Annotated in this window: 19 protein-coding genes and 1 pseudogene; 5 read left to right on the top strand and 15 right to left on the bottom strand. The window is 48.1% G+C overall.

Annotated elements, in window-relative coordinates; genetic code table 11:
* Positions 1 to 125 precede the first annotated feature (125 nt).
* Positions 126 to 1,312, bottom strand: a pseudogene (nifS, locus tag DWZ16_RS08590) (cysteine desulfurase NifS).
* Positions 1,313 to 2,093: 781 nt separating this feature from the next.
* On the opposite strand from nifS, the gene DWZ16_RS08595 reads away from it, so the two are divergent.
* Positions 2,094 to 3,032 (top strand): LysR family transcriptional regulator, encoded by a 939-nt coding sequence (locus DWZ16_RS08595; protein ID WP_107001266.1) that lies wholly within the window; start codon positions 2,094 to 2,096, stop codon positions 3,030 to 3,032.
* A 270-nt stretch (positions 3,033 to 3,302) separates the two neighbouring features.
* Here DWZ16_RS08595 and DWZ16_RS16145 read toward each other — a convergent pair whose 3' ends face one another.
* From DWZ16_RS16145 to DWZ16_RS08625, 8 genes are all read right to left on the bottom strand, one after another.
* The gene (locus DWZ16_RS16145; protein ID WP_243015246.1) at positions 3,303 to 3,482 is read right to left on the bottom strand and encodes a hypothetical protein; all 180 of its coding nucleotides are present in this window, start codon (positions 3,480 to 3,482) and stop codon (positions 3,303 to 3,305) included.
* Complete coding sequence (locus DWZ16_RS08600) at positions 3,479 to 4,480, bottom strand: pyridoxal phosphate-dependent aminotransferase (RefSeq protein WP_243015245.1); 1,002 nt, start codon at positions 4,478 to 4,480, stop codon at positions 3,479 to 3,481. The genes DWZ16_RS16145 and DWZ16_RS08600 overlap by 4 nt, the downstream gene beginning before the upstream one ends.
* A gap of 129 nt (positions 4,481 to 4,609) precedes the next feature.
* The gene (locus DWZ16_RS08605) at positions 4,610 to 5,857 is read right to left on the bottom strand and encodes a dicarboxylate/amino acid:cation symporter (protein WP_118522620.1); all 1,248 of its coding nucleotides are present in this window, start codon (positions 5,855 to 5,857) and stop codon (positions 4,610 to 4,612) included.
* A 273-nt stretch (positions 5,858 to 6,130) separates the two neighbouring features.
* Positions 6,131 to 6,769: an SDR family oxidoreductase gene (locus DWZ16_RS08610; RefSeq protein WP_243015249.1), complete on the bottom strand. Its 639-nt coding sequence runs from the start codon at positions 6,767 to 6,769 to the stop codon at positions 6,131 to 6,133.
* Positions 6,691 to 6,924, bottom strand: a complete 234-nt coding sequence (locus DWZ16_RS16150) for a hypothetical protein (protein ID WP_243015244.1) — start codon at positions 6,922 to 6,924, stop codon at positions 6,691 to 6,693. The genes DWZ16_RS08610 and DWZ16_RS16150 overlap by 79 nt, the downstream gene beginning before the upstream one ends.
* Before the next feature lie 163 nt (positions 6,925 to 7,087).
* Positions 7,088 to 7,921 carry a fumarylacetoacetate hydrolase family protein gene (locus tag DWZ16_RS08615; RefSeq protein WP_243021973.1) on the bottom strand — a complete coding sequence of 278 codons (834 nt, stop codon included), beginning with the start codon at positions 7,919 to 7,921 and terminating at the stop codon, positions 7,088 to 7,090.
* 585 nt (positions 7,922 to 8,506) lie between these two features.
* Positions 8,507 to 9,502, bottom strand: a complete 996-nt coding sequence (locus DWZ16_RS08620) for a LysR family transcriptional regulator (protein WP_243021974.1) — start codon at positions 9,500 to 9,502, stop codon at positions 8,507 to 8,509.
* A gap of 320 nt (positions 9,503 to 9,822) precedes the next feature.
* Positions 9,823 to 10,044 (bottom strand): DUF1858 domain-containing protein, encoded by a 222-nt coding sequence (locus DWZ16_RS08625; RefSeq protein WP_107001272.1) that lies wholly within the window; start codon positions 10,042 to 10,044, stop codon positions 9,823 to 9,825.
* A 364-nt stretch (positions 10,045 to 10,408) separates the two neighbouring features.
* On the opposite strand from DWZ16_RS08625, the gene DWZ16_RS16760 reads away from it, so the two are divergent.
* Positions 10,409 to 10,612: a DUF3878 family protein gene (locus tag DWZ16_RS16760; RefSeq protein ID WP_118493204.1), complete on the top strand. Its 204-nt coding sequence runs from the start codon at positions 10,409 to 10,411 to the stop codon at positions 10,610 to 10,612.
* A complete protein-coding gene (locus tag DWZ16_RS08635) occupies positions 10,585 to 11,364 on the top strand; it encodes a DUF3878 family protein (protein WP_118522621.1) in 780 nt (259 codons plus the stop codon). The genes DWZ16_RS16760 and DWZ16_RS08635 overlap by 28 nt, the downstream gene beginning before the upstream one ends.
* Positions 11,365 to 11,370: 6 nt before the next feature.
* Here the strand turns inward: DWZ16_RS08635 and DWZ16_RS16765 are convergent, their stop codons facing one another.
* From DWZ16_RS16765 to DWZ16_RS08650, 4 genes are read right to left on the bottom strand one after another with little or no spacing between them, the layout of a single operon-like run.
* Positions 11,371 to 11,658 (bottom strand): iron hydrogenase small subunit, encoded by a 288-nt coding sequence (locus DWZ16_RS16765; protein ID WP_412694311.1) that lies wholly within the window; start codon positions 11,656 to 11,658, stop codon positions 11,371 to 11,373.
* Positions 11,643 to 13,094 carry a [FeFe] hydrogenase, group A gene (locus tag DWZ16_RS08640; protein WP_412694312.1) on the bottom strand — a complete coding sequence of 484 codons (1,452 nt, stop codon included), beginning with the start codon at positions 13,092 to 13,094 and terminating at the stop codon, positions 11,643 to 11,645. Before DWZ16_RS08640 ends, DWZ16_RS16765 begins: the two co-directional genes overlap by 16 nt.
* Positions 13,091 to 14,554 (bottom strand): NADH-quinone oxidoreductase subunit NuoF, encoded by a 1,464-nt coding sequence (nuoF, locus tag DWZ16_RS08645; protein ID WP_182427320.1) that lies wholly within the window; start codon positions 14,552 to 14,554, stop codon positions 13,091 to 13,093. Before nuoF ends, DWZ16_RS08640 begins: the two co-directional genes overlap by 4 nt.
* Position 14,555: 1 nt before the next feature.
* Positions 14,556 to 15,059 (bottom strand): complex I 24 kDa subunit family protein, encoded by a 504-nt coding sequence (locus DWZ16_RS08650; protein WP_107001275.1) that lies wholly within the window; start codon positions 15,057 to 15,059, stop codon positions 14,556 to 14,558.
* 435 nt (positions 15,060 to 15,494) lie between these two features.
* Between DWZ16_RS08650 and DWZ16_RS08655 the strand changes: the two genes are divergently transcribed.
* A complete protein-coding gene (locus tag DWZ16_RS08655; protein WP_107001276.1) occupies positions 15,495 to 16,295 on the top strand; it encodes a transcriptional regulator in 801 nt (266 codons plus the stop codon).
* A 186-nt stretch (positions 16,296 to 16,481) separates the two neighbouring features.
* Here the strand turns inward: DWZ16_RS08655 and DWZ16_RS08660 are convergent, their stop codons facing one another.
* The gene (locus DWZ16_RS08660) at positions 16,482 to 17,396 is read right to left on the bottom strand and encodes an AEC family transporter (RefSeq protein ID WP_107001277.1); all 915 of its coding nucleotides are present in this window, start codon (positions 17,394 to 17,396) and stop codon (positions 16,482 to 16,484) included.
* 19 nt (positions 17,397 to 17,415) lie between these two features.
* Positions 17,416 to 18,711 (bottom strand): Na+/H+ antiporter NhaC family protein, encoded by a 1,296-nt coding sequence (locus DWZ16_RS08665; RefSeq protein WP_118467014.1) that lies wholly within the window; start codon positions 18,709 to 18,711, stop codon positions 17,416 to 17,418.
* Between the two features lie 282 nt (positions 18,712 to 18,993).
* On the opposite strand from DWZ16_RS08665, the gene DWZ16_RS08670 reads away from it, so the two are divergent.
* The coding region (locus tag DWZ16_RS08670; protein ID WP_147353410.1) for an oligosaccharide flippase family protein at positions 18,994 to 19,881 on the top strand (888 nt) is incomplete at its 3' end.

The following is a 19,881-nucleotide window of genomic DNA, read 5'->3' on the forward strand; positions in this document are numbered from 1 at the left end:
CGGAATTTGCCGTGCTTTCGCCTTTAAATACGGCAAATTTCTGCTGCCACCACGTTATCCTAGGGCACTTTCAGTTGCAAAAGTACCTATCTGTAGATGTTCATTTTGCTTAAAATGTCTAAATCTTACTGCTGCGGATGTTTCTTAATGTAATCCTCATACAGCGGAGACATAGAACGAAGACGTTCTACAATCTTCTTTAAGCAGTCTACCGTGAAATCAATCTGCTCCATGGTTGTCTCGGCTGACAGGGTCAGACGCAGGGAACCGTGTGCAATCTCATGCGGCAGTCCGATCGCCAGAAGTACATGGGACGGATCCAGGGATCCGGAGGTACATGCAGAACCGCTGGAACCACAGATGCCTTCCATGTCAAGCATGATCAGCATGGATTCACCCTCGATGAACTGGAATGCAAAGTTTGCATTGTTGGAAAGTCTCTGGGACGGATGTCCGTTGAGGCGTGCAAATGGAATTTCTTTTAATACACGCTCGATCAGGTGGTCACGCATCGCTTTTTCTTTTGCTGTGCGCTCTTCCATCGTCGCCATCGCAATCTCAACTGCCTTGCCGAATCCTACGATACCAGCCGTATTCTCGGTACCGCCGCGCGTTTACGCTCCTGTGCGCCGCCGTGGATGAAGGAACGAGTCTTTAATCCGGTACGGATATAAAGGAAGCCGGTTCCCTTCGGTCCATTTAACTTGTGGGCGCTGGAACTGAGCATATCGATATGGCACTCATCTACATTGATCGGAACATGACAAAATGCCTGTACCGCATCGGTGTGGAATAAAATGCCGTGTTTCTTCGCAATCTCACCAATTTCCTTGATCGGCTCAATCGTACCGATCTCATTGTTTGCAAACATAACAGAGATGAGGATGGTGTCCGGACGGATCGCCTTCTCCAGCTCGTCTAATTTAACAACACCAAACTCATCTACATCCAGATAAGTAACCTCAAAACCTCTCTGCTCCAGGTACTCACAGGTGTGCAGAATCGCATGGTGCTCAATCTTGGTCGTGATAATGTGCTTGCCCTTTGCCTGATATGCCTCTGCTGTGGAAATCAGCGCCCAGTTATCAGACTCCGTGCCGCCGTAGGTAAAGTAAATCTCGTTGGACTTTGCGCCCAGCGCTTTCGCGATCGTCTCGCGAGCCTGTGCAATCGCTCTCTTCGGCTCTGCCGAAAATTCATAAACGGAAGACGGGTTGCCGTAATACTCCGTAAAATACGGGAGCATTGCCTCCACTACTTCCGGACGCGTTTTGGTTGTCGCCGCATTGTCCAGATAAATCAACTGTTTCATAACTAATAAATCCGCCTTTCTTCTTAGTGTATGCACGCCTGCCTTTATTGTGATTGTATCACACGGAATCTCACGGCAGGAACTCCCCGCCTGTAAACATTTGCTGCGTACATAGTTTGTAGCAATAAAGGTAAAAGCTTCATCTACGTTCTTTATTATTATATAGGAAAATTGAAAAAATACAAGCAAGAATGAGCGGGTTTTTGAAAAAACCTAGTTAAAAATGGGGTATATAATGTGCTCAAGCTATTCCACCTTACTTATCCAGACAATAAAAAACCGTCCAGCTAGGAGGGGTCAACTCCTGACTAAACGGTTTTTTATTAAATCTTTGCTCCACTTCTGCCTTGAAATCCGTTACCCAATCGGCAGCAATTCCGTGGAAACGCATGTTATCCTCCAAGAGGGAATCTTCGGATAACTGCTGTAGTGCTGTCATTGGCTTCTGACCGCACATGGAGGGTTGATGCAATAGGGTTTACATAAATAAAAAGAAATAAACTGGTAACGGATACCTGTCAATACTTATACATAAAAGGGATTGGTATAGAATCAGGTCGGTTCTTCACTTGACATATCGCTATTGTAATATTATTATATATTATTAGGATACTTCTAAGTGAAAACTCTTGTTTTTTCCTGATGGCTATAATATAACACGCATCAACTTGAAATACCATCCCCGGAACGAGAATATAAATATTGTTTTTTTACAATAATATAAGCATTTAAAAATAGTCCTATAAAGCAAAGGCTAATTAAGCTAAATGGAGGCGGAAAAATGTATATTAAAAACCCGGAGTATTTTATTACCACCGTCCGTGAGGGAAGCATTTCCAAAGCGGCTGAAAAATTATATCTGTCACAGCCATATTTAAGCCAGTGTATCGCACGAACCGAAAAGGAATTAGGTGTCAAGCTCTTCGATCGCAGCCATATGCCGCTCAAACTAACTGAGGCAGGAAAAATCTATATGCGTTATCTGGAAAGTGTCGGAGTCCTGACCGGGCAGTTTGAGGAACAGCTCGGCGAGCTGAAAACGGGACGCAGCCGTACTCTGAATGTCGGCATGACGCTGTGGCGCGGATCCGTCCTGCTGCCGGATATCCTGCCAAGCTACTCTGAAAGCCACCCGGATGTCCGCATCACCTTACGTGAACACCACACTGCCCAGCTTTCCAAGCTGTTACAGGAGGATCAGATCGATTTTGCCCTGATGAATATGCCGCTCAATCTGGATGATTTCGTCTATGACACCATCTTCAATGAGCGCCTCCTTCTGGTAGCCAGCAAGGACCATCCGGCTATCCGCGGTCTGGAAGCAGGCACTCCGGACCATCCGCTTCCAATCGACATGAAAAAGCTGCGCCGGGAACGCTTCATCCTGCTGCAGGAGGATCAGGTCATGGGACACGCCATGAAAAACCTCTTTGCCAAGATGAATATGGAACCAAAGGATGCCCTATACACCACCAGCAGTACGACTTCGGTCAACCTGGCGGCAAGAGGGTTCGGCATCACCTTCCTCCCGGAAGGCGGAATCCGCCACACTGCCCACGTGGAGCAGCTTGCATTCTTCACCGTAGACAATCCACCGTTCAGCGTGCCGCTGCTGCTTTTATATAAGAAGAACAGCATTATTTCACCACACGCGAAGGATTTTATCGATATGGTGAAGGAGTATTACCGGAATCTGGAGGAAAAGAAGATTAAGGCATAAGAATTTGCTCTTTCTCTGTGCATTCTGTTTCTACATATATTTTAGAATTTTTGCACAAAACGTACAAAATGGGACTTCAGCCCCTAATAGACACAGGCAGCCTAGACGATATCCGTCGAAGCTGCCTGTGTTTTATTTCATATTTTTCTATCATTTCTTGGTCGAATTTATTTAACATTTGAAGAATTTTTATTCTACTATTCTTCCTTATCCAGATTCCGACCATTCACTCGGTCTTTCAATTCGTAAAGCAAATTTTTTAAGTAACTTTTACTTACGAATCTTCTCCACAAATTCCTTCAGTCTCTTGCATCCCTCAACAACATTCTCATAGCTGTTTGCAAAGGACATACGGATATAGTGGTCGCCTTCGCTTCCGAATACATCGCCCGGTACCATTGCTACCTTGGCATTTTCAAGAAGCAGCGGAGCAAATTCCTGGCCGCTCATGCCAAGCTTTTCGATGTTGATGAAGATGTAGAATGCACCTTCGGGCAACGGCAGCTCAGTCCGTCGATCTCGTTGATTGCTTTAACTGCATAGTCGCGGCGTCTCTGATACTCTTTTACCATGTCTGCTACTTCGTTCTTCTCTTCTTTCAGCGCTACGACGCCGGCTTTCTGTACGAAGGAACTTGCACAGGTAACCACGTGCTGATGCAGCTTATTGACAGTCTTGACAATCTCTTCGCTGCAGGCTGCGTAGCCGAGACGCCAGCCGGTCATGGAGTATGCTTTGGAGAAGCCGTTTAATGTGATGGTTCTCTCCTTCATGCCCGGAAGAGAGGCGATGCTGATGTGTTTTGCATCATCGTATAACAGTCTCTCATATACCTCATCTGATATAATCATGATATCGTTCTTCACAGCAATCTCTGCCAGTTCTTTCAGCACATCCTCTGCCAGCACACCGCCGGTCGGATTGCTCGGAGTGATAAGAACGAGTGCCTTGGTCCGTGGGGTAACCTTTGCACGAATCTCATCCAGATCAATCTGGTAATCATTCTCCTCTTTCAATGTATAGGTAATCGGAACCGCGCCCAGAAGCTTCGGAACATTTAAGTAGTTTAACCAGCCCGGATTCGGAACCAGAACCTCATCGCCCTCGTCGAGAATTGCTGCCATGACATCAAAAACTGCCTCGGAAAGACCTACACTGACGATGATCTCAGTCGGTTTGTACTCTACATTGTTCTGCGTCTTTAATTTCCAGGCAATCGCCTCCCGCAGCTCCATGGTACCAAAGTTGGAAGTATAGAATACATCGCCTTTTTTGATATCCTCGATGCAGGCATTCTTGATGTATTCCGGTGTATCGAAATCCGGACGCCCTAACTCAAAGTGAATGACCGTCTCTCCTGCGCGCTCCATTGCCAGCGCCTTTTCGTTTACTTTACGGATTCCAGACGGAACCAGTTCATCCATTCTTTTTGCGAATAATTTATACATAATAAAATCTCCTTTTCATTCTGCATATACTCTCAGATTCTCATTGGTCCGCATCTGCTGACACTTTTCCAAGAATATTTTATTTTTCCTGGTAGCCGGCCGGAATTCCGTTTTTCTGTTCTCCAGCCCTTACGCTGCCTTCGTCTCGGTTTCCGCACCAGTTCCCAGCGTATGCATCATGCCCTCGCTGCGTGCTACTACCATGGTAGTTACCACATCACCGGTTACGTTAAAGGTTGTATTTGCCATATCAATCAGTCGGAAGATACCGGCAATCAGACCTACAATCTCCAGCGGAAGTCCCATGTTCGTCAGAAGAATCGTGGTCATGATGATCGCGCCTCCCGGAACACCCGGACAGCCCATAGCTACTAATACAGTAGAAATAATAATGTTTACCAATGCGGACGGTGTCAGGTTCATTCCATAAATCTGTGCCGTCATTACGATAGCTGCTGCATAGTAGATACATCCACCATTCATGTTGATGGTTGCGCCAAGCGGCAGGGAGAACGATGATAACTCGGAAGATACGCCAAACTCATCATTCGTAACAGAGGTTGTGATCGGAAGAGAACCGCTGCTGCTGGTGGTGCTGGCCGTTACAACCCATACTTTCCAGATACCCTGCAGCCATTTCTTTACCGGGAACTTTGCCAGAAGCGCTACCATCGGAATATACATCAGTAAAACAAGGATTACATCGGAAGCATAAACCGTGAGAATCAGCTTTCCGAGCGGTCCAAAGATTTTCAGACCATATGCACCAACTGAATCTGCTAACAGTGCACATACACCAATCGGAGAAAACTCCATAACAATAGCTGTGATTTTATACATTGCATTGGCACAGCTCTGTACACCTGCTAAAAGGCGTTCCCCCTCTTTTCCCATCATGATAAGTGCTACGCCTAAGAATACCGAAAATACGATAATCTGCAGCATATTTGTGTTGGTAAAAGAAGTGAAAATGTTGGATGGGAACATATCGATTAACGTATCAATGATACTCGGCATCGCCTGCGCCTCATAATCAGTCGATTGTGATAACGCGGTTAAATCAAATCCTTTTCCTGGATTGATGATGTTTGCCATGATAAGCCCTAATTCTACACAGAGTGCAGATGTCAGCGCATACAGTCCAACCACCTTCACGCCAATGTTCCGAAGCTTTTTCAAGTCTCCTAAGCTCGCGACTCCCGCTGTGATGGAAAAGAATACCATCGGAACGACAATCATTTTAATCATATTTAAAAAGATGGTTCCCAGAGGTTTTACAATGGTTGCTTTTTCTCCAAATACGAGTCCGATGACAATACCAAGGCCAAAACCGATGAACGTCTTTGTCGCCAAGCTCAATTTCTTTTTTTCTTTCATGAATATTCCCCTTCTTATGCAATACCCTCACTTACTGTTCACACATATGTGACCACCATGTTGTTTCACAGCACTTTCTATTTCAAAAGTGCCTGCTTTAAACAACCTCCTCTATGCTATATTCTCTCCCAGATTTCATTTCCCCAAATGTCCTCCGGGAGAGAGGTATCTGCAGTTCCGGGTAAATTTCCCAATTCACCTGCAAAACATGCCTTCCGTGAACTCTTCCGGATGTCCTGCATTCCGGAAATGCATCTTTGCCATGTTTTGCAATTAGTATGCTCTTGTCATCGCACCGTCTAACAGGATGGTCTGACCAGATACGTATGTATTTGCCTCGGAGCACAGCCATGTAGCCAGACGTCCGTATTCATCGATGGTGCCGTAGCGTCCCATCGGGAACTTCTTCAGGTCTTCCTTCTCGTAATCTGCTACGCTGATGCCAGCCTTGTCTGCACGCATCTTGTTCAGATTCTCAATTCTTGCGGTGCCGATACGACCTGGTCCAATGACATTGACTAAGATATTGTCTTTGCCGACCTCACTCGCCAGGGTCTTGCTCATGCCGACAACGCCCATTCTCATGGTATTGGAAAGAATCAGGTTGTCCAGGCAGTCCTTAACGGAAGAAGAAGTTGAGTTTACGATACGGCCGCCGCCGAGACGTTTCATGGACGGGAGTACCGCACGGATGGTTCTTACGTAGGAGAGCAGGCACATCTCAAAAGCGCCCTCCCATGCCGCATCATCAAAGCTTACGAACGGTCCCGGCTTCGGACCCGGACACATATTTACGAGTGCGTAGATATCGCCCAGTGTTTCAACGGTGTGTTTTACAAGTGCCTCGATGTCCTCCGCCTTGTTAACATCGCAGAGGAAGGTCTCCGGACGGTTTCCGGTTTCTTTCTCAATCTCAGCCTGTGCTCCAGAAGCTGATCTTTAAACGGTTCTGCGGTACAAATCATAACCTTTGCACCTTCTCTTGCCATCTCGGTTGCAATTCCCTTGCCAAGTCCGGCTGCTGATGCCATACAGAGAACTACTTTGTCTTTTAATCCTAAATCCATGTTGCTACCTCCTGCTTAAAATGAATATATAAAATGATTTGAATGTTCTGTTTGAATTTTTTATTTTCCTACACTTCCTTTTCCGGATGTTTCTTTAAATCAACAACCGGGTTTACAAGTGGTGTCATCTCGAATCCGTCCGGTCCGGTGATGCGGCACTCTGCTACATCGCCATCCTGGATATGGAACGCTCTCGGTGTTCCGGTGGAAAGGATGTCTCCGGCGTACCAGCCTGGATGCTGCTGTGCAGGGATACCAGACGCGGCGGTCTGTGGGTCATGTTTGCTACTACGTTTTCTGCATGAACTTCACCGTTGTGAACACTCTGGACCAGAAGTTCATTGACATCCGGTACCTCATCCGGGGTTACCAGCTCCGGACCGAAGGAGAAGAAGGTCGGGAAGTTCTTTACGATGGTTAAATATCTCGGGTTGCCGCTTACATAATCATTTCCCTTTAAGATGGACTCCTCAGTCATATCAAGGATGGTGGTGTAACCGACGATGGCATCCTGCCAGTTTTCTTCGGATATATCTCTGCAATCCTTGCCCATGATGATTCCAAGCTCTGCCTCTGCGGTGGTTTTCTGTGCTTCTTTCAACTTCGGAAGCAGGATTTCATCGTCCGGACCAATCAGGGTGTCTGCCTGTTTGAAGAAGCTTCCCGGAAATCCCTTCGGAGCTGCAGAACCGATGTCTCCGGCATGGTCTACATAGTTAAGGCCGATACCAAAGATACGTTTCGGGTTGCGGTAGAGCGGTCCGTATACAACTTTCTCGCTCGGAACCAGTCCCGGAATACTTTCCAGCTCTTCCTTGCCGCCTGCGTTATACCATTTTGTCAGTCCCGGAATCTGCTGCTTCTGGATGAGACTCATGACATCCTCGGCCCATGCAGTTCCCTTTGCTGCATTCAGTGCCTCAATCGGAAGCACTCCATTCTTTAAGACGATACCGGCTTTTTCTGTTCCGTTCACTTTGATAGTTGCAAATCTCATATGGTTTCCTCCTTTATCTGTCAGAGATTGCTTCTTCAGAAGTTCTATTTGTCTGTTTCTTTTCATTTTGTTTCAGCGTCTGAAACCCAACCTCTTGAAGCTCTCTGTTTCTTTCTGACATTACTTTACCATTCCCACCAAAAATGTTCCAACTCTCTTTCGAATATGGACGTATAGGTAAATGGTTATGGACCATAACGTGTCTAAAATGATACTTGACCTTCCCTAATAAGCGAAAATACGCCTGGATACAGGCTTTCCTTGTGGTTGGAGGAAGTGGAAATGCCTGTTCCAGACGTATGATTTTAAATATATATAATCGTTTTATTATGGATTTTATAAGTTAATCACTCTAGTAGTATGTTTGATGTCCATAGGAGAATCCTTATGCCTGTCCATGACACTGAGAATTTGAACACTTATTTTAATATGCAGCCTTGAAAAACGGCACCAGTGCAATCGCTTTCGCACAGTCATGGGAATAGCCGCCGCCCAGGCTCTGCATCCGAGTTTCTATTTTTTCAGCTACGGGATATACTCTAGTATTTTATCTGATAAAAATCCAAGTCACTTTTAAATATGGCTCTATAAGCAGATTCCTATCAATATTTTATGAAATTTTAAACTATTTTTTAGCCAGTAGAATGTATTTGATAAAATCATCACTGTTGCCCCCACGCCCGGATAGCGCTTCATCGACAAAAGGATTGCACGCTTTGCCAGCGGATCGCCAATCTTGTAATAACAGAGTTTTTCCGTTTTCTCTGTGTATTTCAGCAGTGCATCCCTAAAAAAGATGATACCGGACTGTCCGCTCCGCGCCACATTATAGGCAGTCTGAAGCTGATCAAAATACATAATCACCTTCGGCTCGAAACCAGCGTGGGCGCAGATATCCATACTCCTTTTATAAGAATCCTGATTCTTTTTCAGCATCAGAAATGGTTCTTTCGAGACTTTGGAAAGGTCCACCGCACGCACCGCTTCATCCAGAAAACTCCGCTCCAGGATTGATTCCCTGGAGATCTGAAACTCTTTCAGCTTCTCATTCACAGCAAAGGAAGCAGGAACCGCCATAATCATATACTCATACCCCAGCGTCACACTCTCAAACATCTCCGGGTCGAGTGCCTCGACATCCATCGTGATATCAAACTGCCCGGTTCTAAGCCCCGCATCCATCCCTGAAATATCCGTCTCCGTCACGTTGATCCGGCACTTTGGATTCAGTCTGCAATAGCCCCGGATCACCTCCGGAAGAAAATACGCACAGAAATATCCGGAGCTTCCGATGTTAATCACACCGGAACGGATACCCGCCAGCTCTGCAAAATGCTGCTCCATCTCATTGCTGAGCTCGTATATCTTCCGCGTTTTTTCCAGATAATACTGCCCCGCCGGGGTCAGTGCCACCGGGTTCACATTCCGGTCAAAAAGCGAGATCCCATATAACTCTTTCTCAATCTTTTTAATCGCACCGCTGAGCGCCGGCTGGGAAATATAGAGTTTCTGGGCTGCTTTTGAAAAACTTCCTTCCTTCGCAATTTCCATCACGTATTCATACTCACGCTTACTGAACATACTCCCATCCCTCCATTGTATCTCTATGTACTCTATCAGCTACCCGCTTTATCCGGTTATATGTTTTAGTCTCTCTCCCGGAAAAAAAGTAAAAATATTTTTATCGCAATTATAACGGGTTCTTTTTATCACGTCAATTCTGTAATGTATACTATTTTTACACAATTTTCAGTCTCTAAACAACAATCCGAGCATTTTTCACTCTTGCTTTATGAGGCGTTCTTTCCTATAAAACAACGAAAAAGACGCTATGCTGAAGCCTCATTACTTCGTACACAGCGTCTTTTTATCCAGAATTTTATTAAAATCTAAAATTTGAATTATTCAGCCTGCTCAGACTCTTTCTTTGCGTTCAGGTACTCCTGGATGTTTGCCATAACCTCGTCTGCGTTCAGACCATGTACCATGCAGGCCTCCTCCAGAGACTCACCGATCGAAGACGGACAGCCAACACAGTGCATGCCTGCCTCCATCAGAACATATGCAATACCCATATCATACTGAAGCATCTCGCCCATCGTGGTTGCTTTTGTGATTTCCATGATAAATTTTCCTTTCTATTCATACTTGCAGTCTCTTACGCAGCTTTGCGGTTTTCACCGCCGCTGCAAAAACACCGCGATTATTCTTATGCTTTCTTATATTAACACGAATCGCGCGGTTTTACTATCTTTTTTTGTGAAACATAGAAAATGTTACGATTCACTGGAAAAATTTTTCTGAGCTGAAAATTTTGTACAATCCGGCAGCAGCATTGCTCTTCTCTTGCATCCTCTTCTTATTTCTCTTATAATTACCATGATTGTTCTATGTTTTCCTGTATTGAGAATACGATAGTCACTGGCTCCGTTTTTCTGCCTGTGTCGGAAAACATTTTGATTTTTATACATTAAGGAGTTTTATAAAATGGATCCCTTTTCCATGTTAGAATTACTATTATCCGAAAACCAGTTCGAACTTATTCTCCCGGAAACCGGCACTTCTGCTCCCGACACGATCCGCCTGGTTTACCTGATGAATGATGCAGTCGAAAGTTTCCTTCTCTTCCACAACGCCCGCCTGACCGGTACCTACGATCCGGCATACGAGGGCGAACTCGATGCCTCTTAACCCAGGATGAAAACGAACGCTACGCCCTGATCGTCCATCAGGGAGACTCGGTTGTCACACTCTTTTTCGAAGATCTGACTCTCGAAAATCACTACTATGACTACAGTCAGATCGGGCACTTCTGGATGAAAGGCTACGAATACCTCCGCCAGCTCGAATACCGCATCGCCATCCTGCGCGACAAACTCGACTATCTGGGGGAAAACTCCTGCAACGCAAACGAGCGGGAGCTTGCCTCCCTCGCGGAATTTCCTCCGCTAAACGTCTGCTGCTACCCGGCGGTCCCGGAAAAATACCGCGTCATCCGTGAAAATCCCTGGCATCTCTCCGAAGACGCTTCGCGCGTCTTCCAGTCCATCGCCGTCGAAGCCGGTGATCCAAAACTGCTACATCGCCTGAAAGACTATGAGCAGCACCCCACCAAGCGCCGCGCCCGTCAGATTGCCCGCCTCCTGCACCGGAACGCCCATGCCAAGACAGTCGATCTCCTGACCCGGAAGCTTCAAAAAGCCTCTTCCGCCTACCCGTCCCGCACCTTCGGAAAAGCCCAGCAGACCCGTCACCTGGCTCTCGAACTTCTTGCCAAAAAAAGACAGAAAGAGCTTGAAAAGCGCGGCATCCGCTCCGAACTGCTGCGTGAAGAACCCTTTACGACAGCGCAGGATTCGATTGAATTTAAGATGCATTTAATGATATGGGAGAAAGGGATTTTGAACCGTAAGGCGCGGATTGAGACTTGGGAAGATCAATAACATAATCTATTGCAACAGATCCTGCCGGTTGCAGTACTCTGTATGTAGCAGCTTATGTGACAGCTCCCCGCACGGTTCTCCCAGATACGTCTCATAAATTTTCTGGATCGCCGGGTTCTTGTGCGACTGTCTGACCGGAAGCTCTGCCTCTGCCTCATAGATGGCTTTCTTCCGCTTCTCCATGATCGACCATGTCTTAGGCGGATTTCCACCGCCGCCGATGCAGCCGCCCGGACATGCCATGATCTCGATAAACTGATAATCGGCGGTTCCGTTTTTTACCTTTTCCAGCAAAACTTTCGCATTTTTAATGCCATGTGCACCGCTACCTTGATGACTCTGCCGTTCAAATCAACCTGTGATTCCTTGATTCCCTCGAAGCCGCGGACCGGTGTATAGTCGAGATGTTCCATCTCTTTGCCGGTTAGCACCGCGTAGACGGTGCGGAGTGCCGCCTCCATGACACCGCCGGTTGCACCGAAAATAAGTCCCGCGCCGCTTCCTTCTCCAAACGGATCGTCAAACGGTGTATCCGGAAGCTCGGCAAAATCGATTCCACCGGCACGGATCAAGGCAGCCAGTTCCTGAACCGTGATGGAAATATCCACATCCTGGTAGCCGCTGTCCTTCATTTCCGGACGGGTACACTCAAATTTCTTTGCTGTACATGGCATAACCGAAACGCTGCAGATATCACCCGGATCGATTCCCTCGCGCTTTGCAAACCAGGTTTTAATCAGCGCGCCGAACATCTGCTGCGGAGATTTCGCCGTCGATAAATGCTTTGTATACTCCGGTGCATAGGTTTCACAATATTTGACCCACGCCGGACAGCAGGAGGTAATCATCGGCAGGGTACCGCCGTTCTGCAGGCGGTTCAAAAGCTCGGTTCCTTCCTCCATGATCGTCAGATCGGCAGAGAAATCGGAATCGAATACCTTGTAAAATCCCAGGCGCTTGAGAGCCGACACCAGACGTCCTGTGCTGACAACGCCCGGCTGTTCGCCCAGTGCCTCCGCCAGCGTAATGCGGACGGACGGAGCCACCTGAATAATCAGTTTTTTGCCTAATTCTTTCTGGCGATATAACCCGTAGGTATGATAATGAACCGTCAATGCGCCGGTCGGACACACCTGCACGCACTGGCCGCAGTTAATACAGTTGGTATCAGCCAGTTTTTCCCCATAGGCCGGGGCGATCAGCGTATGGAATCCACGGTTTTCCTTCGAAAGGACGTTGATTCCCTGAATCTCATTGCAGACCTCCATACAACGCCCGCACAGAATACATTTCTGCGGATTCCGCATGATGGCCGGAGAACTCCAGTCCTCCTTCTGATGGCGGAGCTGCTTGTCATAGCGGATATCGAGGTGCATTCCGACATCCTGCGCTACCTTCTGCAGATCGCATTTTCCGTCCTTCGGACATACGAGGCATTCCTGCGGATGTCTCGCAAAAATCAGTTCCAGAATATTTCTTCTCGCTTTCAGTACCTTCGGGGAGGCCGTCTGCACGACCATTCCCTCCGAAACCGGTGTGCTGCACGCCGTCGGAAGCAGTCTCTGTCCTTCTACCTCGACCACGCAGATGCGGCAGACCGCCTTGATGCTCAGATCCTCATGATAACAGAGAGTCGGAATGTGGATACAGGCTTTTTTCGCCGCCTGTAGGATCGTCGTTCCTTCCTCCACCTCTACCGGCTGCCCGTCGATTGTCAGATGTACCATCATGCTTCTCTTCCTCCTCTCCGCTCAAATCGTCCCGCGTAGGATGTTCCCCGGCTGCGGTGTCTCGCATACGCGTCATACGAATCATACATGACATCGCGTTCACCGACTGCTGCACGCCGTCTTCCCATCCGGCTGTTTCCATCGTTTCTATAATCTTCTTCTGCTTCATAAATTCCTTCCGCCACGGCTGCCTGAGCGCAGACCGGGCAGTAATCGCGGTCGATGTGCGCCAGATATTCCTTACGGAAGTTCTGGATGCTCGTCTGCACCGGAACAGCGGTCGAATGTCCCAGACCACACAGGGCAGTCAGGCGCATCGTCTCCGTCAGCTCATCGATTTTTTCCAGATCCGGCAGAGTCGCCAGCCCCCGGCTGATGCGGGTAACCAGATTGTAAAGCTGCTGGCCGCCCTCGCGGCACGGTGTACATTTTCCGCATGACTCGCCGCGGAAGAAGTCCAAATTGTTTCGCACAATATCTACAATACAGTTGCTGTCGTCGATGACCAGAATCGTACCGCAGCCAAGACGTCCGCCGGATGCCGAAACTGTATCAATATCCAGTGTCATATCGATCTGATCGGCATTGATGATCGCACCGGAGGTACCACCGGTCTGCACGCCCAGAAGCCCTTTTCCATCCGTGATGCCGCCGCACACTTCATAAATGATATCTTTGAGGTTCACGCCCATCGGAAATTCAAATACGCCCCTGCGGACTACATTTCCACAGACCGTAAAAAGCTTTGTGCCAGGGCTGTTCGCTGTGCCGATGCTGCGGTACCATTCCGCTCCGTTTAAGAGGATCGGTGCAATATTCGCCAGCGTCTCTACGTTATTTAACATGGTCGGTTTTCCAAAGAGTCCGTGAATGCTTGGAAACGGCGGACGGAAACGTGGCTCGCCTCGTTTTCCCTCAATGGACTCAAACAATGCCGTCTCCTCGCCGCAGACGTAAGCACCCGCACCGGAGCGGAACTTGATTTCAAAGTCAAAACCGCTCTCCATCATATTTTTTCCTAAAAATCCGCGTTTTTCCGCATCCTCCAGCGCATCTTTTAATACCGGGAACAAATATGTATACTCGGCTCTCAGATAAATATATCCGGTATGGGCGCCGACTGCTTTTCCAGCAATCGCCATGCCCTCGAAGACCGCACACGGGTCGGTCGAGAGAAGAATCCGGTCTTTATTCGTTCCCGGCTCTCCCTCATCGGCGTTACAGACGATGTATCTCGTTGGGTCAGATGCGTGGGCGGTAAACTCCATCTTGCGATAGGTCGGGAATCCCGCACCGCCGCGTCCACGAAGTCCGGAGGCGCGGATCACATCGATAATCGCTTCACTGTCCATCGAAAGTGCTTTTTTCAGCGCTTCAAATCCGCCGCGGTCCGCATACTCCTGTGAACTTCTCGGATTAATCTTGCCGCGGTTTTTCAGCAATACGTGCATTTCCTCCATACTATTCCACATCCTCCCGTATATATTGTTTGATAATATCCCGCACCGATTCCGGCGTCAGGTTGCCGTACACGTGCTCATTGATCATGATCGCCGGGGATATTTCACAGAGTCCCAGGCAGGGACAGTATTCCAGGGTGAACCTTCCGTCCTCGGTCGTCTCCCCGATGCTGATGCCGAGCTGATCCTCCAGCGCCTGAACGACTGCCTGCGCCCCATGTACGTGGCACGGCGCGCTCTTGCACATCCGGACAATGTAGCGCCCCCTCGGTTTTACCGACAGCATCGCATAAAAGGTGATGAAACTGTACACCTTGTTCATCGGAATATCCATCTCTCTGGCGATGACCGACGCCACTTCCTTGGAAAATGCCGACACAACCTTCTGCGCCCGGATGATCACCGTCATCAGCATATCCGGTCTGCCCTTATATTCCGCCGCAATCGCAGCCACCTGTACCAGCTTTGAAGCCGGTGTCTTATATACATAACTGTCCCTGTCCATCCTGCTCCCTCACTTTCAGTTTGTGTTTTTACAAACTTATTTTTTGTTTGTCTAACTGTCTGTTTGATTTTTTCTCAATTATAGGGATGCACTGACAAATTGTCAAGAAAAACTTACAGTCTGGTTTGTTAATTGACAAACAGTTTGGTTGAGAGTATGATGAAAGAAACAGGGTTGCTCTCATTTCCCGTTATCTTGCACCTGAATTTTTGATTTTTAAACAAAAAAGGGAGAACATTCTCTTATTTATGTTCCCTATCTACTAACTTTTTCTATAGAAACGGGATTGACGCAGCAAAATGAACGCGATAAAATTTTTTCAGGAACTTTGACAAAAGAAAGACAATCCCTGTGCATTTCATTTTCCGAATTATTTTAAGACGCAAAATTTTGCGATACACACTCGGGGCACAGAGCACCCCAAAGGAGGTATTCATGGAAATTTCCAACTACATGGACTTTCAGTTTCTCATCCGTTTTCTCGAAGGACTTCAAAAGTTTCTCGGAGATAACTGTGAGATCATCGTCCACGATTACCGCAAAGGCTACGATCACACGATCGTCTACGCATTCAACTCACAGCTAAGCGGGCGCGACGTCGGCGGTTCCCCGCGCGGCGGCATGATCACACAGCTCGGCAATGATATCGAGCCGCTCAAGCATTCGATCATTTCCCTCGATACCAGCCAGAAAGACCGGCTTTTTAAGTCCTGCACAACGCTCATCGAGGACGAACATCACAAAATTATCGGATCTGTCTGCTTAAATATGGATGTTCGCGATCTCTATCTGGCACAGAGCGCCCTGCAAAATCTGATCGGACGCCCAGGCACCATCGGCGTATCGGCAGCTGTGGGCGCACAGATCGACGGCATGTCTGGCTGCACACCATCCGGAATGGCTTCTGATGGCACCTTTTCCGGAACTGGCAGCACGGACGGCACGAATGGCGCAAATCAGGCAGCCATGTCTGACCGCGACTTTATTCTCAAAAAGAATGTCGATGATATTTTACAGCACTATATTTATCAGGCAGAGTCCATGATCGGAAAACCGATGATGCTGATGAACAAGGAAGAAAAAATTCGTGCACTCGACTATCTTGACCAGAAAGGCGTCTTCAAGATCACAAAAACCAGCCTGCTCCTGTGCGACGCGATGCAGATTTCCAAGTATACACTGTATAATTATCTGGAAGAAGCGCGGATTTCACGAAAGAGTGAAACGAATGAATAAGAATCATAAACTAATTCTTTCAACCTCTGTTTGCTTAACCTTTGATTCATTTTAAAATATAAAAGACCTGAAGAGCAGCCATTTACCGCACCTTTCAGGTCTTTTTATATTCATTTACCATATTTACATTATTTTCTCAATTTTTCTAGTATTCTTTCTATTATTGTTGCTTCTTACCTATTCTTTTTATCCTATAAACAGACACCACGCCGGAATCGTAATCATCGAAATCAGCGTCGTGAGCACTACCGTTTTCGCTGCAAACGGTGCATCGCTGTCATAGCGCGCCGCAAAGATCGCTGCAGTTGCACCGGCTGGCATTCCCGTCATGATGACTGCCACACCTGCTGCCACCGAATCCAATCCGGCCGCCAGGCTGATTCCATATGCCAGAAGCGGAAGAAGGAACAGACGGAGCACACTGAATTTGAGGGCCGTCGGATTAATAATCTCACGCAGTTTCACATCGGTCAGAATCGTACCGATAATAAACATCGTCAGCGCCGAGTTACAGTTTCCAATGTAGGTAACCGTCGATTTCAGCACGCCCGGAAGCTGCAGCTGTGTTGCCATCAGGAACATACCGATGTAGACACCGACCAGACACGGGTGCGTCAGGACATTTTTCAATACCTTTTTCCGGTCAGAACCGCCTCCAACAAAATAGGATGTACCCGCCGACCACATGACAACGCGCATCGGAATCAGAAAAATGGATGCGTAGAGAAGTCCCATACTTCCATATACGCCTTCCGCAACCGGATTTCCGAGGAATCCGCCGTTGGAAACGATCGTACAGTATTGAAGCACCTTCCGGTGCTGCTCTGAATATTCCTTAAACAGCACTTTGTTGAGGGCCACACAGACAAGCTGCAAGACAAATCCAACCGCCAACAGCAACCCGCACGTTTTAAAAATCGAAGCATCAAATGAAATCAGGCACGATTTCACAATATTGCAGGGAATCACGATATTCACGCAGAGATCCGTCAGACATTTTTCGCCTTCCTTGCTGATGATCCCGCGCCGTTTCAGTACCGCACCCGCCAGTATCATCAGGAATAAGGAACCCTGTAGGTTGCAAAGTTCGAGTAAATTCATATGGCTCTTCCTCCTTTTCCTACGACCTTCTTATGAGACGAACCAAAAAACTCCAGATCGGCAGTATGTACAGATACGACGCCACCACCACACTCGCAATCGGAGCACCGACGGCTGCCAGAGGAACGGCTCCGGCGATCGACCACGGAACCAGCGGTGCCAGCACAACCGCCGTATTTTCCAGATCGATTGCAAATCGTTTATTATCTGGATTTCCTTCCTTGCAGAGCTGATGGGTCAGCATGATCGAAAGCGTCTGGTTACAAGCGATCATGGAAGCAACTGCCGCCACCGCAAAGGTCGCACCAAACGGAGTAATTTTCCGGCTCAACGCCTCTATTTTCCCCTGAATCGGCTTCAAGAGCCCAGTTCCCTCGAAAATTCCTGCATAACAGGAGGACAGGCTCACAATCGCAGCCACCTTAATCATTGATTTCAGGCCGCCGCCGTTCATCATAGCATTGAGCGCCGGATCGCTTGCCTGATAACCGGTCAGGCACATCTGTAAAATTTCTTCGATTGTCCGCCCCTGCAGCACCACGCTCAGAAACGCCGCCAACACAATGCTGATCAGCATCGTTTTCTTGACCTCCACCCGGAACACAGACAGCACCAGGATAATCGCCGCCGGGATCACCGCGCTCCAATGAAGTACAAAACGATTGGAAAACAGCCCTTCCACATCCATCCGTCCGTTTCCGGCACTCATGGAACGTCCCACTATATAATAGAGAATACATGTAGCCACAAATGGCACCAGCGATGTCTTTATCATTTCGCGGATATTTTCATAAATATCCGTCTTCGTCAGCACACAGACAAGATTCGCGCTGGACGATACCGGTGAACAGCGGTCGCCAAAATAGATGCCAGAAAGAATCGCGCCGCCGATCCAGAACGGGTCAAGCTCCATCGCACGTCCCATCGCCATACAGATAACACCCATCGTCGCACCGGTTCCAAAGGAGGTTCCGGTCAGGATCGACACCATACAGTTAAGAAGGAACGCGATCACCAGAAATGCCGACGGCGACACCAGCTTCGACGACCAGCACACGATCACGGCGATCGTGCCGGACGCCCGCCACAGCGCTGTGATAAAGCCAATAAGTCCGAAAATCATCAGGATATTGCGGACGGTTTTAACGCCGGAAAGCGACATTTTTCCGAGTTCCGCGAGGCTGTGCTTCCGAATCAGGCCATACGCACAGAAAATCAGATAGCCCCCCGCCAACGCCCAAAGCACGGACGCGCCGGTAAATACGCAGCCTGCCAGCGCCGCGATAAATGCAAGTAATACAATTCCCTCCAGCATACTTCCTCTCTCTTTCCTACCAACCTGTTATTTTTCATCATAATCTTTTGTTTTTGATGTTTTTAGTATATTCCTGTTCTACCTTAATGTCCATCTGTTATTTTATGTATTAAATACAGCTAATTTTTGTATCTTACGTAAAAAATCCCTGCTTTTTCTCTATTCGTTTGTTTCTTGATCTAAAAAAGAAGACTTCCCAACATTTTATAATCGTCCAGCTTTCTTCTACTTTTTTCTATTTCTTCATATACTTTTCTAACATACCCTCCCCGGAGATCTGCCATGCGAAGATTTCATCCTTTGATTACCGGAACCCTGCTCCTGACGGCAGTCGGATTTTTCTGCCGGATTCTCGGCTTTTTCTACCGCATCTTTCTCTCCCGGACGATCGGCGCCGAAGGTCTGGGTTTATATCAGATGATTTTTCCCATACATGGCATCGCATTTGCTCTCTGCGCCGGTCCAATCCAGACTTCGCTCTCCCGCCTGACCGCCGCCTCCCCGGAAAAGGGACGCGCCTTTTTGCGGGTCAGCCTCGCACTCTCACTATCGATCGCCCTGCCGCTGACCTCTTTGATCTACACCTTCGCCGATTTTCTCGCCGCGCGCGTCCTTCTTGCGCCCGAATGTGCGCCGCTTCTGCCCGCACTCGCCCTCTCGATCCCCTTCTGCGCGATCCATGCCTGCTGCTGCGGGTATTATTACGGGCTCAAAAAAACGGCAGTCCCGGCGTTTTCACAGGTGTTCGAGCAGTGCATCCGCATTTTCTCCGTCCTGCTGATCGTCCATGTCTGCCGCACGAACAGGATTCCGATCACGGTGCTGCTGGCTGTCTGGGGGCTGTTGATCGGGGAAGCGGCTTCGGCGGTGTTCTGTCTGTTAGTTTATGGATGCTCGAAGTCCGTTGCCATACTGCCAAATGCAAACACACCTATTACTCCCCTGCTCCTCCCCCTCCTAACCATGGCACTCCCCCTCATGGCGAATCGCCTCACGCTCAGCTTTCTCCAGAGTCTCGAAGCCATCTTTGTACCGAACCAGCTTCTCCTCTCCGGGCTCTCGCGGGTTGAATCGGTCAGTATTTACGGAGTCCTCACAGGCATGGCACTCCCCTTTGTCCTCTTTCCATCCGCCATCACCAACTCCCTCGCCGTCGTCCTGCTCCCGGCA

The sequence above is a fragment of the Clostridium sp. AF29-8BH genome (assembly GCF_003478145.1).
Classification (GTDB): Bacteria; Bacillota; Clostridia; order Lachnospirales; family Lachnospiraceae; genus Otoolea; species Otoolea fessa.